General features: G+C 70.2%; 13 protein-coding genes. 2 read left to right on the forward strand and 11 right to left on the reverse strand.

Going from position 1 to position 15,489, the window contains the following annotated elements; all coding sequences use genetic code 11:
• The 8 genes from RMO85_RS00285 to RMO85_RS00320 all read right to left on the reverse strand — a co-directional run.
• Positions 1-365, reverse strand: a 365-nt coding sequence (locus RMO85_RS00285) for a 2Fe-2S iron-sulfur cluster-binding protein (RefSeq protein ID WP_310525713.1), incomplete at its 3' end; no start/stop codon positions are given.
• Positions 366-511: 146 nt separating this feature from the next.
• Positions 512-829 (reverse strand): hydroxyisourate hydrolase, encoded by a 318-nt coding sequence (gene uraH, locus RMO85_RS00290; protein ID WP_310525714.1) that lies wholly within the window; start codon positions 827-829, stop codon positions 512-514.
• Complete coding sequence (gene uraD, locus RMO85_RS00295) at positions 826-1,332, reverse strand: 2-oxo-4-hydroxy-4-carboxy-5-ureidoimidazoline decarboxylase (protein WP_310525715.1); 507 nt, start codon at positions 1,330-1,332, stop codon at positions 826-828. The genes uraH and uraD overlap by 4 nt, the downstream gene beginning before the upstream one ends.
• Positions 1,325-2,188, reverse strand: coding sequence for a factor-independent urate hydroxylase (gene pucL / locus RMO85_RS00300; RefSeq protein WP_310525716.1), 864 nt, complete (start codon positions 2,186-2,188; stop codon positions 1,325-1,327). The genes uraD and pucL overlap by 8 nt, the downstream gene beginning before the upstream one ends.
• 39 nt (positions 2,189-2,227) lie before the next feature.
• Entirely contained in the window at positions 2,228-3,799 is a 1,572-nt protein-coding gene (gene guaA / locus RMO85_RS00305) for a glutamine-hydrolyzing GMP synthase (RefSeq protein ID WP_310525718.1), read from the reverse strand.
• Positions 3,800-4,023: 224 nt separating this feature from the next.
• Positions 4,024-5,730, reverse strand: a complete 1,707-nt coding sequence (locus RMO85_RS00310; RefSeq protein ID WP_310525719.1) for a GMC family oxidoreductase — start codon at positions 5,728-5,730, stop codon at positions 4,024-4,026.
• Positions 5,727-7,343 carry a succinic semialdehyde dehydrogenase gene (locus tag RMO85_RS00315; protein ID WP_310525721.1) on the reverse strand — a complete coding sequence of 539 codons (1,617 nt, stop codon included), beginning with the start codon at positions 7,341-7,343 and terminating at the stop codon, positions 5,727-5,729. The genes RMO85_RS00310 and RMO85_RS00315 overlap by 4 nt, the downstream gene beginning before the upstream one ends.
• A 104-nt stretch (positions 7,344-7,447) precedes the next feature.
• Positions 7,448-9,112, reverse strand: coding sequence for a glycerol-3-phosphate dehydrogenase/oxidase (locus RMO85_RS00320; protein WP_397202721.1), 1,665 nt, complete (start codon positions 9,110-9,112; stop codon positions 7,448-7,450).
• Positions 9,113-9,308: 196 nt separating this feature from the next.
• Here RMO85_RS00320 and RMO85_RS00325 point away from each other — a divergent pair, with 196 nt between their 5' ends.
• A complete protein-coding gene (locus RMO85_RS00325; RefSeq protein WP_397202723.1) occupies positions 9,309-10,154 on the forward strand; it encodes a pseudouridine synthase in 846 nt (281 codons plus the stop codon).
• Between the two features lie 90 nt (positions 10,155-10,244).
• Here the strand turns inward: RMO85_RS00325 and RMO85_RS00330 are convergent, their stop codons facing one another.
• The 3 genes from RMO85_RS00330 to RMO85_RS00340 are packed head-to-tail and all read right to left on the reverse strand — an operon-like array spanning position 10,245 to position 13,784.
• On the reverse strand, positions 10,245-11,351 hold the full coding sequence (locus RMO85_RS00330) for a GuaB3 family IMP dehydrogenase-related protein (protein ID WP_310525724.1): 1,107 nt from the start codon (positions 11,349-11,351) through the stop codon (positions 10,245-10,247).
• A 42-nt stretch (positions 11,352-11,393) separates the two neighbouring features.
• Positions 11,394-12,896, reverse strand: a complete 1,503-nt coding sequence (guaB, locus tag RMO85_RS00335) for an IMP dehydrogenase (protein WP_310525726.1) — start codon at positions 12,894-12,896, stop codon at positions 11,394-11,396.
• A 21-nt stretch (positions 12,897-12,917) separates the two neighbouring features.
• Positions 12,918-13,784 (reverse strand): GNAT family N-acetyltransferase, encoded by an 867-nt coding sequence (locus RMO85_RS00340; protein ID WP_310525727.1) that lies wholly within the window; start codon positions 13,782-13,784, stop codon positions 12,918-12,920.
• 115 nt (positions 13,785-13,899) lie between these two features.
• Between RMO85_RS00340 and RMO85_RS00345 the strand changes: the two genes are divergently transcribed.
• Positions 13,900-15,450: a hypothetical protein gene (locus RMO85_RS00345; protein ID WP_310525728.1), complete on the forward strand. Its 1,551-nt coding sequence runs from the start codon at positions 13,900-13,902 to the stop codon at positions 15,448-15,450.
• The last annotated feature ends 39 nt before the right edge of the window (positions 15,451-15,489 follow it).

Genomic DNA, 15,489 nt, shown 5'->3' on the forward strand with positions numbered 1-15,489 from the left:
ATCGAGCACACGAAGCCTGGGGTGCAGTAGCCGCACTGGGAGCCGCCCCGGGCCGCCATCTCGGCCTGCACCGGGTGCAGGTGGTCGGGGCTGCCGAGGCCCTCGGCCGTGACGACCTCCTGACCGTCGAGCGCGATGGCCGGCACCAGGCAGGCGTTGACCGGCGTCCAGCGACTGCCGTCACCGGCGGGGCGGCAGACCAGGACGGCGCAGGCACCGCACTCGCCCTCGGCGCAGCCCTCCTTGGCACCGGTCAGCCCGAGGTCGCGCAGGAAGTCGAGGGCGTTGGTGTGCGCCGGCACCCGGGCCAGCGGGTGGGACTGGCCGTTCACGATGATCTGGGGATCCGGCATGTGGCTCCTCACGCGGGCATGGTGCGCAGGCGCATGGTTCAGGTGGACCCGGGCGCCGGTTGTCCATGCCGAACGACGCCGCGCTAGCCATGATACGTGTCCCAGGTCACCCTCGGCCCGGATCGGCCCCAGCGCAACGCCCGGCTCCCGTCGACGCCTCAGCTCCCGCGGTACGTCGAGTAGCCGAAGGGGCTCAGGAGGAGCGGCACGTGCACGTGGCCCGCTCCCGAGATCGTGAACGTCACGAGGACCTCGGGGTAGAACCCCTCGATGCCGCGCTCGGCGAAGTAGCCGCCGGAGTCGAAGCGGAGGCTGTAGGCCCCCGGTGCCAGGTCGCCGCCGAGGTCCGCGGCGCGGCCGTCGCGGTCAGTGACGGCGTCGGCCAGGTTTCCTGCGTGATTGGCCAGGGTGATCGAGACCCCGGCCGCGGGCCGGCCGAGGCTGGTGTCGAGGACGTGCGTGCTCAGGGTGGTCATCGGCTCAGTGCCTCACGATTGCGTAGCAGGGCGATCTGGGTCAGCTGGTTGATGGTCTCGGCGCGCTCGCGCTCGTCGCTGTTGTCGAGCCGGAGCCGGAGCTCATCGAGGATCTCGCGTGCGCTCCGACCGGCGGCGCGGATGATGAAGACCCGGCCGAAGCGCTGCTCGTAGGCCCGGTTGCCGTCCTCGAGCTGTCGGACGATGTCGGCGTCCTCGCGGTCGACGCCCGACTGCTCGTGCGTCGAGAGCGTCGCGTCGTGCTTCGCCGCGTCGGCGCGCTCGCCGATCCTCGGGTGCCGGGCGAGCGCTCGCTCGAGCTCCTCGTCGCTGAGGGCGCAGGCGGCCTCGGTGAGCTTGTCATCGAGCTGGTCGAGGCGCTCGTACGGCCTGCCGGCCAGCACCTCGTCGGCCCAGCGCGGCACGTCCAGGCAGGCGAGCAGCCGGCTGCGCGCCTCGTCGTCGTCCATGACGTTGAACGCCGCGACGTCCGGGCTACCCATCGTCGTCCGCCTCGCGGGTCACGGTCGCCTCGATCAGGCCGTAGGGCCGGTCGGCCGCGATGAACACCTCGCCCGGGTTCGCCAGCCCGAAGGGCGCGAGGTCGACGAGGAAGTGGTGCTTGTTGGGGGCCACGAAGGAGATCTCCGCGATGTCCGGGTGCGCCTCGAGCACGGCTCGGCCCATCGCGTAGAGCGTCTCCTGCAGGGCGCGGCTGTAGGTCGTCGCGAACGTCGCCAGCAGCAGCGCCCGCACCTCGGCGTACGTCGCATTCCACTCGATCCGGCCGCGGTCGGCGTAGCGCCAGCGGGCCGTGAGCGCGGTCGCGAGGATCCGGTCGTCGGCCTCGGGGAGGGTCGTGTACTCGTCCTTGAGGAAGCCCTTGAACTCCGAGCCGGTGGACTTCAGCACGGTCAGGTCCGTGAGGCCGGACACCACGTGCGCCGCCTCGGACGACAGCTCGATCTCCGTGGTGCGCACCTCACCGCCGCGGCGTACGAACGCGTGGTCGTGGCCCGCCCCGTCGACGACGATCCGGTCCCAGGCGTACTCCTCGACCAGGACCCGTGCCCCGGTCGCCGCCGGCGTCGCCTCGACGAGCCGCCGCGCCAGGGCCAGGGCGTAGTCCTCGGGCGAGGTCACGCCGTGCCGCTTGGCGAACGCGAAGGCGGTGTTCTTCTGCGTGTCGGTCGGCAGCACCTGCGACTGGTCGCCGTCGGTGTGCGCCGCCGCGAAGTCGCCGCGCAGCGCGGTCGAGACGTTCAGGTCCCGGATCTCGTGGCGTGGGGTGTCGCGCACGATCCGCACGACGCGGTTCTCCGCCTTGCCGTACTGGTTCGGCCCCAACACGATGCCCATGTCGGCACCCTAGTGCGGCCGCCGGCTACGCGCCCTGGTTCATTCCCACTCGATGGTGCCCGGGGGCTTGGAGGTGATGTCGATGGTGACGCGGTTGATCTCGGCGACCTCGTTGGTGATCCGCGTGGAGATCTTCTCCATCACGTCGTAGGGCAGCCGCGCCCAGTCGGCGGTCATCGCGTCCTCGGAGGTCACCGGCCGCAGCACCACCGGATGGCCGTAGGTGCGGCCATCGCCCTGTACGCCGACGGACCGGACGTCCGCCAGCAGCACGACCGGCATCTGCCAGATCTCGCGGTCGAGCCCGGCGCGCGTGAGCTCCTCGCGTGCGATGGCATCGGCCTCGCGCAGCAGGTCGAGCCGCTCGCGGGTCACCTCGCCGATGATGCGGATGCCCAGGCCGGGGCCGGGGAAGGTCTGGCGCCACACCATGGTGGACGGCAGGCCGAGCTGCTCGCCGACGGCGCGGACCTCGTCCTTGAACAGAGTGCGGAGCGGCTCGACGAGCTCGAACTGCAGGTCGTCGGGCAGGCCCCCCACGTTGTGGTGCGACTTGATCGTGGAGGTGCCGGCGCCTCCGCCGGACTCCACGACGTCGGGGTAGAGCGTGCCCTGGACGAGCCACGCGGTGGCGTCGCCCCCGGCCAGCCCGCCGAAGACGCGGACCTCGGCGGCCTCGAAGGTGCGGATGAACTCGCGGCCGATGATCTTGCGCTTCTCCTCCGGGTCGTGGACACCGGCGAGCGCATCGATGAACTGGTCGGCGGCATCGACGACATCGAGGGCGTTGAAGACCTCCTCGAAGTCCCGCTGCACCTGCTCGGTCTCGCCCTTGCGCATCATCCCGTGGTCGACGTAGACGCATGTCAGGCGATCGCCGATGGCGCGCTGGACGATCGCGGCGGCCACCGCGGAGTCGACGCCGCCGGAGAGTGCGCAGATGGCCCGGCCGTTCTCGCCGATCTGGGCGCGGATCCGCTCGACCTGCTCCTCGACGATGTTGACCATGGTCCAGGTCTGGCGGCAGCCGGCGATCTCGTGCAGGAAGTGCTCGAGCACCTGCTGGCCGTGCTCGGAGTGCAGCACCTCCGGGTGCCACTGGACGCCGGCCAGGCCGCGGGCGACGTCCTCGAACGCGGCGACCGGCGTGACGTCGGTCGAGGCCAGCACGGTGAAGCCCGCGGGGGCGCTGGCCACCGAGTCGCCGTGCGACATCCACACGTTGTGGGTCTCGGGGATGCCGGCGAGCAGCGTCCCGGGGGCGGTGACGGAGACCGGCGTTCGGCCGTACTCACGCGCACCCGTGTGGGCGACCTCGCCGCCGAGCCCCTTGGCCATCAGCTGGAAGCCGTAACACATGCCGAAGACCGGGACGCCCGACGTGAAGATGGCGGTGTCGATGCCGGGTGCGCCGTCGGCGTACACCGAGGACGGACCGCCGCTGAGGATGATCGCCTTCGGCTTGCGGGCCAGCATGTCGGCCACCGGCAACGAGTGCGGCACGATCTCGGAGTAGACCCGTGCCTCGCGGACCCGCCGGGCGATCAACTGGGCGTACTGGGCACCGAAGTCGACGACCAGGACGAGGTCGTGGTCTGGGTTCGCGGTCACCGCGGGAGTCTATCGACCGGTTGCGGGTCCCCCCGCCGGGCCCAGAAATCGCTCCAGGGCCCGACCGGAGGGAGGGGAGAAAAGGTCGGGCCCTGGATGAGTTCCTGGCCACTGCGCACAGCGCCTGGAACGAGACCCGATCACTGGGAGGGGCGATTACGCCGGGTCTGTCACCCTTGCCAACGACCCCCACCACAGCGAGTTACGCGGCTGAGGAGAAAGTTTCAGCTGACTTCGACGATCGGCAGCCGCAGGGCCGCCGGCGCCTCGATCGGAACGACCGGGTTGGACGGCTCGACGGGCGCGATGATCTCGTACGTCGCCCCCAGCTCGGGCCGCGAGTCGGGCTCGCCCTTGTTGGGCCAGAAGGCCATCGCGCGCTCCGCCTGGGCGGTGATCGTCAGCGACGGGTTGACACCCAGGTTGGCCGAGATGGTCGACCCGTCGACGACGTGCAGGCCCGGGTAGTTGTAGACCCGCTGATAGGGGTCGACGACGCCGGACTCGGGCGAGTCGCCGATCGCGCAACCGCCGATGAAGTGCGCGGTCATCGGCTTGTTGAACGGATCCCCGATCGACCCCTTCGCCGTGCCGCCCATGATCCTCGCCATCCGGCGCACGGCCTCGTTGCCCTGCGGGATCCAGGTCGGGTTGGGATCGCCCGGCCCCTGCCTCGAGGACAGCAACCAGCCGAAGGGCGTCTTCTTCGGGAACGTCGTGATCGAGTTGTCGTGCGCCTGCATGACCAACGCGATCACGCTGCGCTCGGACCAGTGCATGGGGTCGTAGAACTTCCACGGGTTGCGAACCTTCTTCGCCGACTCCTTGAGCCAGGTCCGCCAGCGGGGCTCGTCCCCGTCGCCGTCGGTGAGCACCACCTGCAGCATCGCCATCAGGTTGGACCCCGCCCCGTAGCGGACGGGCTCGATGTGCGTGTGCTCGTCGGGGTGGAACGACGAGGTGATCGCCACGCCCTTGGAGTAGTCGACGGAGGCGTCGCTGGAGTTGGCACCCAGGATCGATTCGGAGTTGGTGCGCGTCAGGTGACCCAGCCGGTCCGAGAGGAGTGGCAGGTCACCCTCAACCTTGAGCTGGTGGAGCAGCTTCTGGGTGCCGAGCGCGGCCGCGGAGAACACGACCTGGTCAGCGGTGAACGTCTTCACGGCGCTACGCCGCGACAGCTTGGCCTTGGTCCAGCGGGTCTCGACGACGAATCCGCCCTCCTCGCGCGGCCGGACGGCGGTCACCGTTGTCATCGGATGCACCACGGCGCCGTTGCGCTCGGCAAGGTAGAGGTAGTTCTTGACCAAGGTGTTCTTGGCGTTGTGGCGACACCCGGTCATGCAGCTGCCACAGCCGATGCAGGTGTTGCGCGCCGGGCCCTCGCCGCCGAAGAACGGGTCATCGACCTTCTCTCCTTGCGCCTGTCCGGGACCGCCGAAGAAGACGCCGACCGGGGTGGGATGGAAGGTGTCCGCCACCCCCATCTCCTCGGCAACCTTGAGCATCAGGTCGTCAGCGGCTGTGTGCATCGGGTTGGTGACCACCCCGAGCATCCGCTTGGCCTGGTCGTAGTAGGGGGCGAGTTCCGACTTCCAGTCGGTGATGTGTGCCCAGGACGGGTCGCGGTAGAACTGGTCCAGGGGTTCGTAGAGGGTGTTGGCGTAGACGAGTGACCCGCCGCCGACACCGGCTCCCGCGACGATCACGCAGTCGTTGACCACGTCGATGCGCTGGATCCCGTACATGCCCAACGGCGGGATGAAGGCGTAGTCCTTGAGGTCCCACGAGGTCTCGGGCAGCTCGTCGTCGGCGAACCTCGCGCCGGCCTCGAGCACCCCGACGTGGTAGCCCTTCTCGATCAGCCGAAGGGCCGTGACCGACCCGCCGAAGCCCGAGCCGATGACGAGCACGTCGTAGTGGGTCCTCACGCGCGCCCCAGCTTCTTCATCAGTCGCAGCTGGGCGGTCATCAGCTTGGCGTAGCCCTCGTCGGACATGCCGAACATGGGCGCGAAGCGGATCCCGCGCTGGGTGGCGACCGACTGCGACTCGGTGTAGCGGTGGATCCCCTCACTGCCCTGTCGACGACCCAGACCGGACTGGCGCATGCCACCCATCGGCGAGTCGATGCTGGCGAACGTCGCGCCGAACGCCTCGTTGATGTTGACGGTGCCGCACTTGATCTCGCGGGCCATGGCCCGACCGCGGTCGCCGTCCTGGGTGTAGATCGAGGCGTTCAAGCCGTACTCCCCCGCATTGGCTCGGGCGATCGCGTCGGCCTCGTCGTGGAAGCGGTAGAGCGAGATCACCGGGCCGAACGTCTCCTTGCCGAAGCAGGTCATGTCCGGTGTGACCCCCTCGAGGATGGTGGGCTCGAAGAAGAACGGACCGAGGTCGGGGCGCGCCCGGCCGCCGGCGAGCACCCGGGCGCCCTTGGCGACCGCGTCGTCCACGTGCGCCTGCACCGTGTCGAGCTGCGCCTGGGAGATCAGGGTGCCCATGTCGACACCCCACTCCATCGAGGCGCCGAGCGACATCGCCTGCGTGCGGGCGACGAAGCGCTCCACGAAGCGGTCATAGATCTGGTCGGCGACGAACATCCGCTCGGTGGAGACGCAGAGCTGTCCGGCGTTGGAGAACGATGCGCGGACGGCGCCCTCGGCCGCCTTCTCGAGGTTGGCGTCGCGCAGGATCAGGATCGGGTTCTTGCCGCCGAGCTCGAGCGAGGCACCGATCAGCCGGTCGGCGCACTGGGCGGCGATGAGCTTGCCGGTGGCGGTCGAACCGGTGAAGCAGATGTAGTCGGCGCGCTCGATCATGGGCGTGCCGATCACGGGACCCTCACCGGCGACGACGTTCCAGACTCCCTCGGGGAAGCCCGCCTCGGCGATCAGCTGGGCACCGAGCAGGGCAGAGAGCATCGTCTGGGCGTCGGGCTTGATGACGACCGCGTTGCCGGCGAGCAGGGCGGGCAGGCCGTCGCACAACGCCATCGTGAAGGGGTAGTTCCACGGCGAGATGATGCCGACCACGCCCTTGGGCACGCGGTTCACCTCGACCCGCGTCAGGCCGGGCACGACCCCGAGCTTGCGCTGGGTGTCGAGGTGCTCGTGCGCCGTACGCGCGTAGTAGCGGGCGGTGAGCGCGATGTGGAGCGGCTCGTCGAAGGCGTGCTTGCGAGCCTTGCCCGACTCCAGCACGATCAGGTCGATGATCTCGTCCTGGCGGTCGAGCACGAGGTCGTGGAGGCGCAGCAGCATCGCGGCGCGGTCGTCGATCGAGGTGCGCGCCCACGTGGCCTGCGCTCGCCGGGCCCGGGCGAACGCCTCGGCCACGTCGTCCGGGCTCGACTGCGGGATGTGTGCGATCGGCTGCCCGTTGAGCGGCGACGACACCGCGGACGTCGCACCGGACGTGCTGACCACGCGGCTGGTGAGGCTCGCGACGTAGTCGGGCTCGAGGGCGTAGGACGCCGTCGGGTCGTGCTCAGGGTCTGCCGGGCCGTCGACGAGATGGCCGGACGCGGGATTCTGCTCGCTCATGTGCCGAGACTAGGCCGCGATCGCGGCCGTTGCTACTGGTCGGTCACTTTGTCCCGCCATTCGACATCGAGACGACCTTTGTAAACACGTTGTCCCGCGGCTGCTCAGACGATGTCGGGCGCCTTGACGCGGGCCTCGTCGGCTTCCTGGTCGGTGATCTTGAGCTGCGACTGTCGCTCGGCCTCGACCCGGCGGAGGTAGTGGTCCACCTCGACGTCGCGGGCAGCCACGTCCCACCCGAGCTCGTCGGCCATCAGCGCCGCCGCGAACGGCGCGCAGGCCAGCCCCCGGTCGAAGGTCTCGATCGAGATGCGCGTACGTCGCGTGAGGACGTCGTCGAGGTGACGGGCGCCTTCGTGCGAGACGCCGTAGACGACCTCGGCCGCCAAGTAGAGCGGCGCGCCCTCGAGCGGCTCGGCCAGCTCGGGGCGGGACCGGATCAGCTCGAGCACCTCGTCGATGAGCCCGCCGTAGCGACCGAGCAGGTGGTCGATCATGCCGATCTCGATGCCCGACTCGCGGGAGAGGGCGACGCGCTGGTTGGTGCGCGCCTCGTAGCCCCAGGCGCCGAGCAGCGGCACGCGCTCGGTGATGCTGGGCGGCGCCACCGCGAAGCCGCGGATCGCGTGGTCGACGGCGTCCTTGGCCATCACGCGATAGGTCGTCAGCTTGCCACCGGCGATCAGCACGAGGCCCGGCACCGGGTTGGCGACCGTGTGCTCGCGGGAGAGCTTGGTCGTCTCCCCACCGTCGCCCTTGGGCCGCTTGACGACCGGCTTGAGCAGCGGCCGCAGTCCGGCGTAGACGCCGACCACGTCACGGTGGTCGAGCGGGTCCTTGAGCAGCGAGTTGACGTGGCCGAGGACGTAGTCGATGTCGGTCTTGCTGGCCGACGGGTGCGCGAGGTCGAGGTCCCAGGGCGTGTCCGTGGTGCCGATGATCCAGAACGCACCCCACGGGATGACGAAGAGCACCGACTTCTCGGTCTTGGTGATGAAGCCGCAGTCGGAGCGGATGCGGTCGCGCGGCACGACCAGGTGGATGCCCTTGCTCGCGTCGACGTCGAGGGTCGCGTCACCACCGATCAGCGCCTGCACCTCGTCGGTCCACACGCCGGCGGCGTTGATCACGACCTTGGCCCGGACCTCGAACTCGACGTCGTTCTCGAGGTCGAGGGCAGTCGCTCCCACGACCCGGTTGCCCTCGCGGAGGAACCCCGTAACCTTGCACCGGGTCGCGATCTGGGCGCCGTTGTTGGCCGCGGTGCGGGCGATCGTCATGACCAGGCGCGCGTCGTCGACCTGGCAGTCGTAGTAGCGGATCGCCCCGTGCAGCTCGTCGGTCTTGATGTCGGGAGCCATCCGCGCGAGCTGCCTGCGGAAGATGTGCTTGTGCTTGGGCACGCCCATGTCGTACTTGCCGGTCATCGCCATGGCGTCGTACAGCGCGATCCCCGCGCCGACGTAGGGCCGCTCCCACGCCTTGGTCAGCGGGTAGAGGAAGGGCACCGGACGCACCAGGTGGGGGGCGAGCCGGGTGAGCAGCAGGCCACGCTCCTCGAGCGCCTCCTTGACCAGCGCGAAGTCGAACATCTCCAGGTAGCGCAGCCCGCCGTGGACGAGCTTGGAGCTGCGCGACGAGGTGCCGGAGGCGAGGTCGCGCTGCTCGAGCAGGCCGACGCTCAGTCCGCGGGTGACTGCGTCGAGCGCCGCGCCCGCGCCGACGATGCCGCCACCGACCACGAGCACGTCGAGCTCGGTGCCCATCATCGCCGAGATCGCGCTGGTGCGGTGGTCGGGAGAGAGTTGGTAGGTCACCTGCTCATCTTGTCAGGGCCCCCATACTCCAGGACCTACCATCGCGACCGTGCCCCCTCGTTCGCCGCTGCCAGCGCGCCACGGCCTCAGTGCGGCGTGGGTGCGTACTCCGGACCGAGACCCCCTCGGTGGCGAACGCTGGCCGACGATGGGGGCGTGGCTGCGGCACAAGCTGCCGCCGCACGTCGACGTGACCGGCTTCCTGGCTTCCGCGCGATTCGTGTACGACGAGGGCCGCCCCGTCCTCCACGACGACCCCTACCTCCCCCACACCTTCGTGTGGTTCCACCGGGACCTGCGCGACGAGGTCCCCGTGCCGGGTGCACTGTCAGTCATCCATCGCGACGAGCGGATCATCGTGGTCGACAAGCCGGCATTCCTCTCGACCATCCCGCGCGGCCAGCACGTCAGGCAGAGCGTCGTGGTCAGGCTGCGCGACGAGCTGGGGCTGCCTGAGCTCTCGCCGCTGCACCGACTGGACCGGATCACGTCGGGCTTGCTGCTCCTGGCGACCGAACGCCGGTGGCGCGGGCCCTACCAGGTGATGTTCGAGCACGGAACGGTGCGCAAGACCTATCGCGCACTGGCTCCCTGGCGATCGGACCTGGCCCTCCCGGTGACCGTTCGCAACCACATCCTGAAGACGCGCGGCGCCTGGCGGGCCGAGGTCGTGCCCGACGCTCCGGTCAACGCCGAGACGCTGATCGAGGTGGAGTCCCGCCTCGGCGATCTTGCGGTCTATCGGCTCACACCCCGCACCGGACGGACGCACCAGCTGCGCCTGCATCTCCACGGGCTCGGCATCCCGATCGAGGGCGACCCGCTCTATCCCGTCGTACGCGAGACCGCCATCGACGACTTCTCGCGCCCGCTGCAGCTGCTCGCGAGCGAGCTGGCCTTCACCGACCCGGTCGATGGTTCCCCCCGAACGTTCGTGAGCGCCCGGACACTGCCGCTGCTCCCCGAAGGCTCCCCCAGCGCTACCGAACCGTAGGGCTGCCCACAGCGCCGCGAGCCGACCGGACTGTTCGGTAACTGCCAAGGCAGCCCGACGGGAAGGCCCCGACTCCGAGGGTCGACACGATCAGCCGATGACGACCTCGACGCGCTGGAACTCCTTGAGCTCCAGGTAGCCCGTCGTGGCCATCGAGCGTCGCAGCGCGCCGATCAGGTTCATGGTGCCGTCGGCCACCCGGGAGGGACCGAACAGGATCTCCTCCATCGTGCCCACCTGGTTGAACTCGACGCGTTCGCCGCGCGGCAGCTGGGGATGGTGCGCCTCGCCGCCCCAGTGGAACCCATGGCCGGGCGCGTCGGTCGCGCGCGCCAGCGGCGAGCCGACCATCACCGCGTCGGCACCGCAGGCGACGGCCTTGGCGATGTCGCCCGAGCGGCCGATCGAGCCGTCGGCGATCACGTGGACGTAGCGGCCGCCCGACTCGTCGAGGTAGTCACGGCGAGCCGCGGCCACGTCCGCGACGGCCGATGCCATGGGTACGGCGACGCCGAGCACGGTCCGCGTCGTGTGGGCCGCTCCCCCGCCGAAGCCCACGAGCACTCCGGCAGCGCCGGTCCGCATGAGGTGGAGGGACGCCTGGTAGGTGGCGCAGCCACCGACGATGACCGGGACGTCGAGCTCGTAGATGAACTCCTTGAGGTTCAGCGGCTCGACCTGGGACGAGACGTGCTCGGCGCTGACCGTGGTGCCGCGGATGACGAACATGTCGACCCCGGCATCGACGACCGCCTTCGCGAACTCCTTGGTGCGTTGCGGGGACAGCGAGCCGGCCACCGTGACGCCGGCCTCGCGCATCTGCTTGAGCCGCGCGGTGATCAGCTCGGCGCGGATCGGCTCGGTGTAGATCTCCTGCATGCGCCGCGTCGCGTCGCTGCCCCGGAGCCCGGCCACTTCCTCGAGCAGCTCCGACGGGTCGTCGTACCGCGTCCAGAGGCCCTCGAGGTTGAGCACGCCGAGACCGCCGAGCTTGCCGAAGGTGATCGCGGTCGCCGGCGACATGACCGAGTCCATGGGGGCCGCCATCACCGGCAGCTCGAAGCGGTAGGCGTCGATCTGCCACGCGGTGCTGACCTCTTCGGGGTCGCGAGTGCGCCGCGAGGGCACGATCGCGATGTCGTCGAAGGAGTAGGCCCGGCGGGCGCGCTTGGCGCGGCCGATCTCGATCTCAGTCACCCCGGCAGCCTATCGGTGAGAGCCCGCGTGGGAGGTCACGGCTCAGATGCCCGAGTAGTTGGGCGCCTCCACCGTCATCTGCACACCGTGGGGGTGGCTCTCCGTCAAGGAGGCTGAGGTGATGCGGACGAACCGGCCGCGCTCCTGCAGCTCGGGCACCGTCCGCGATCCGGTGTAGAACATCGACTGGTTGAGGCCACCGATCAGCTGGTGGGCCACCGCGCCGAGTGGCCCGCGGTAGGCGACCTGACCCTCGATGCCCTCGGGCACGATCTTGTCGTCGCTGGTGACCTCGGCCTGGAAGTAGCGGTCCTTGGAGTAGGACTTCTTGCCGCGGCTCGACATCGCGCCGAGCGAGCCCATGCCGCGGTAGGACTTGAACTGCTTGCCGTTGACGAAGACGAGGTCGCCTGGCGACTCCTCACAGCCCGCGAGCAGCGAACCGAGCATCACCGAGTCGGCCCCCGCCACCAGCGCCTTGGCGATCTCGCCGGAGTGCTTCATGCCGCCGTCGGCGATGACGGGTACGCCGGCCGGCTTGCACGCACGCGACGCTTCATACACGGCGGTGACCTGGGGTACGCCGACGCCGGTGACGACGCGGGTCGTGCAGATCGACCCCGGCCCGACCCCGACCTTGACCGCGTCGGCGCCGGCGTCGACGAACGCCTGGGCGCCTTCGCGCGTGGCGACGTTGCCGCCGATGACCTGGACGTGCCGGGTCGACGGATCCGTCTTGAGCCGGCGGACCATCTCGAGGAGGAGGTGCACGTGACCATGGGCGGTGTCGGCGACGAGCACGTCGACGCCCGCCTCGACCAGCGTCGTCGCCCGTTCCCAGGCGTCGCCGAAGTAGCCGATCGCCGCGCCCACGAGCAGGCGACCGTCGGCGTCCTTGGAGGCGTGCGGGAACTGCTCGGACTTCACGAAGTCCTTGACCGTGATCAGCCCGCCGAGGCGGCCGTCGGGGTTGATGAGCGGCAGTCGCTCGCGCTTGTGGGCGCGCAGCAACGCCGTGGCGTCGTCGCGGGAGACGCCGACCGGTCCGGTGATCAGGCCCTCGGACGTCATGACCTCGTTGACCTTGGTGGTGGCCCACTCGGCGACTGGCGTGAAGCGGAGATCGCGGTTGGTGATGATTCCGAGCAGCCGGTTGTCGAGGTCGACGACGGGCAGCCCCGAGACGCGGTACTCGCCGCAGATGCGGTCGAGCTCTTCCAACGTCGCGTCGGGTCCGATGGTGATGGGGTTGGAGATGATGCCGGTCTGGGTCCGCTTCACGAGGTCGACCTGGTAGGCCTGGTCCTCGATCGAAAGGTTGCGGTGAAGGACGCCGATGCCACCCTCGCGGGCCATGGCGATCGCCATCCGGGACTCCGTGACGGTGTCCATGGCGGCGCTGACCAGCGGCACCTTGAGCGAGATCTCACGAGTCAGCCGCGAGGTCGTGTCGATGTCGGCCGGCGCCAGGTCGGACTCACCCGGCAGCAGCAGGACGTCGTCGTAGGTGAGGCCCAGCGCGGCAAACTTCTCGGGGATCTCCACCCCCAGGAGTCTAACGGCCGCTCAGGGTCGGGTCGTCTCGAGGTCGCGCAACGGAACGCGGACGCTCAGTTCATCACCCGACATCCTGATCCGGCCGCGCAGACCCGACCCGAGCACCATCGGGAGCACCGCCTGGTTGTGGGCGCTGGTCATCAGCACCAGCTCGTCGTCGCCGAGGCGGGACGCGGCTCGCGCTCCTTCCAGCAGCAGCCGGGAGCCGATACCGCGCCGGCGCCACGCCGGGTCGACCTCCAGGATGAGGCGCCGGCAGCCGGGGGTGACCAGCTCGGCGAGCACGGCGCGCCCCACCGCCGCGCCCTCCACCTCCGCCGTCACACCGTGGCTCGAGGCGACGTAGTCGGGAACGGTGCCCGTGCCCAACCGCCGGCCGGGCCCCGGCGGCGCCGGCGCCTCCTTGCCGCGTCGCAACACGTCGCTGACCAGGCCGGCCATCGTCGACCCGCGCGCGTGCTCGGTCGCGGTGAAGGGCGCCTCGCGATGGATCTGCACCGAGACGTCCCCGACCGTCATCTCCATCGAGTCGTGGACCTGCGTGGCGTCGACCTGCTCGGCATCGGCGTCGAAGAGCGCGGCGACCACCTCCGGGAAGCGTGCCGGTTGGCCCAGGATGGTGCGAGCGGCCTCCACGTATCGCGACGGCTGGTCGACAAGGGCCTCGTCCGTGCAGGGGTGCGAGACCACCGCTCGGGCACCGGCGCGCGCCACCAGGGCGACGACGTCCGCCTCCCCCCAGTCGGTCGGCACCTCCAGCACCAGCTCGTCGGTGACCGCCTCCACCCCGGGGAAGACCTGCATCGCCAAGATGTTGACGCCCGCAGCACCACACTCGTGCGCCAGGGTCGCCAGGGCGCCCGGTCGGTCCGGCATCGTCGTTCGTACTTTCCACAACATGGCTCCACTCTCGGTCGCCGATGTTGCCGGACTGGATCCCCGATGTTTCGCCCGAGGAAATACTTGCGGCCCGACCCGGCACAATGGCCCGATGCCTTTGCACCGACCGACGCCCCGCGTGGTCGTGGGGTTGGCGATGACGTTCGCGGTGCTCGGTCGGGTGCCGTCCCTGCAGTGGCCACTGCGACCGGACGAGGCCGGCTTCCTGCTGGTGGCCAGGGCCTGGCACCCCGAGCCCGACAGCATGTTCGGCACCTACTGGGTGGACCGGCCGCCGCCGATCATTGCGCTCTTCAAGCTCAGCGACTGGATCGGCGGGCCCTACTTCATCCGCGTCTTCGCCGCCCTGGCCGCGGCGCTGTTCGTGCTCGCGGCCGCGGGCACGGCGCGCCGTCTCGGGGAGTACTCAGGAGCGCGCGGCGCCGACCGCATCGGCGCGTGGGTGGCCGTCGCGACGGCGGCCCTCACCTCCCATGCCGCCATCGACCCCGTCTCGGCCAAGGGCGAGGTCCTCGGCCTGCCGGTGGTGATGGCGTCCTGCTGGTTCGCGATCAACGCCCTGATGCGCAGGTCGGCGTGGCACGCGGCCGGGGCCGGGGCGCTGGCGGCGCTCGCGATCGGGCTCAAGCAGAACCTCGTCGGCGGGCTCGTCTTCGGCGGCGTGCTCCTGGTCGGCGCGCTCGCCTCGTCGCGGCTGGAGCGCCGCGACTTCCTCCGCCTCGCCGGTGCGGCGATCGGGGGTGCCCTGCTGCCCGTGATCGCCACGGTCGCGTGGTGCCTGGCCGTCGGCGTCCACCTCTCCACGCTGGCCTACGTCACCCTCGGCTTTCGGGTCGACGCCAACTCCGTGCTGTCCAGCCAGCCGTCGAGCACGGTCGACGCCAGGATCCACACCCTGCTCATCGTCACGCTCGCCTCCGGACTGGGAGCCCTGGCCCTGTGGTTCGTGCTGAGGCTGCCTCGGCTGCTCCACCGCGCCACCGTCCCGACGGTCGCGGTCGCTGCGATGCTGGTCGTCGACGCCGCCGGCGTGTTCCTCAGCGGCAGCTACTGGCGCACCTACCTCCTCGTGCCGATCGCGCCCACCGTCCTGTGCCTGGGCCTGCTGCTCGCCGACGAGCAGCTCATGACCCGACACTGGCGGCACTGGATCGCGATCGTGACGCGGGCACTCGTGGCCTTCACGCTGCTCAGCTCGGTGCTGGCCTTCGTCGAGTGGGAGCGGACCATCGACAACTACCTGCCGACCGAGTACCTCACCGGCCGGGCCATCGCCGGGGTCGCGGAGCCCGGCGACACGCTCCTCGTGTACGGCGGGCGCGCGGACATCCAGTGGGCCAGCGGGCTGCGGTCGCCGTACGAGCATCTGTGGTCGCTCCCGATGCGCACGCTCGACCCGGACCTCGAGGAGCTGGAGAGCGTCATGATCGGGCCGCGGGCGCCGACCTGGTTCGTCCAGGCCGTGCGCCTCGATGAGTGGTCGGAGGCCGGTACCGACGAGATCCGCGAGGAGCTGCTCGAGGACTACCAGCTCGTCGCCATCGCGTGCGGGGCCTACCGGATCTACCACAAGCGCCGGCTGGAGCGGCCCGAGCTCCGGTTCGACTGCGAGCAGCCGTTCGAGGATCTGGTCCTGCCGTAGCCGAGTCCGAAACCACAACGCCCCGCCCGGATCACCGGG

Origin of the sequence: Nocardioides sp. (genome assembly GCF_031422975.1) — a bacterium.
Taxonomy (GTDB): domain Bacteria; phylum Actinomycetota; class Actinomycetes; order Propionibacteriales; family Nocardioidaceae; genus Nocardioides.

Coding starts and splice junctions, on each gene's coding strand:
- RMO85_RS00340 (WP_310525727.1), bottom strand. CDS start 13,784: ATGCCGGACCGACCGGGCGCCCTGGCGACCCTGGCGCACGAGTGTGGT.
- uraH (WP_310525714.1), bottom strand. CDS start 829: ATGACCACCCTGAGCACGCACGTCCTCGACACCAGCCTCGGCCGGCCC.
- pucL (WP_310525716.1), bottom strand. CDS start 2,188: ATGGGCATCGTGTTGGGGCCGAACCAGTACGGCAAGGCGGAGAACCGC.
- RMO85_RS00315 (WP_310525721.1), bottom strand. CDS start 7,343: ATGAGCGAGCAGAATCCCGCGTCCGGCCATCTCGTCGACGGCCCGGCA.
- uraD (WP_310525715.1), bottom strand. CDS start 1,332: ATGGGTAGCCCGGACGTCGCGGCGTTCAACGTCATGGACGACGACGAG.
- RMO85_RS00325 (WP_397202723.1), top strand. CDS start 9,309: ATGGGGGCGTGGCTGCGGCACAAGCTGCCGCCGCACGTCGACGTGACC.
- RMO85_RS00345 (WP_310525728.1), top strand. CDS start 13,900: ATGCCTTTGCACCGACCGACGCCCCGCGTGGTCGTGGGGTTGGCGATG.
- RMO85_RS00320 (WP_397202721.1), bottom strand. CDS start 9,112: ATGATGGGCACCGAGCTCGACGTGCTCGTGGTCGGTGGCGGCATCGTC.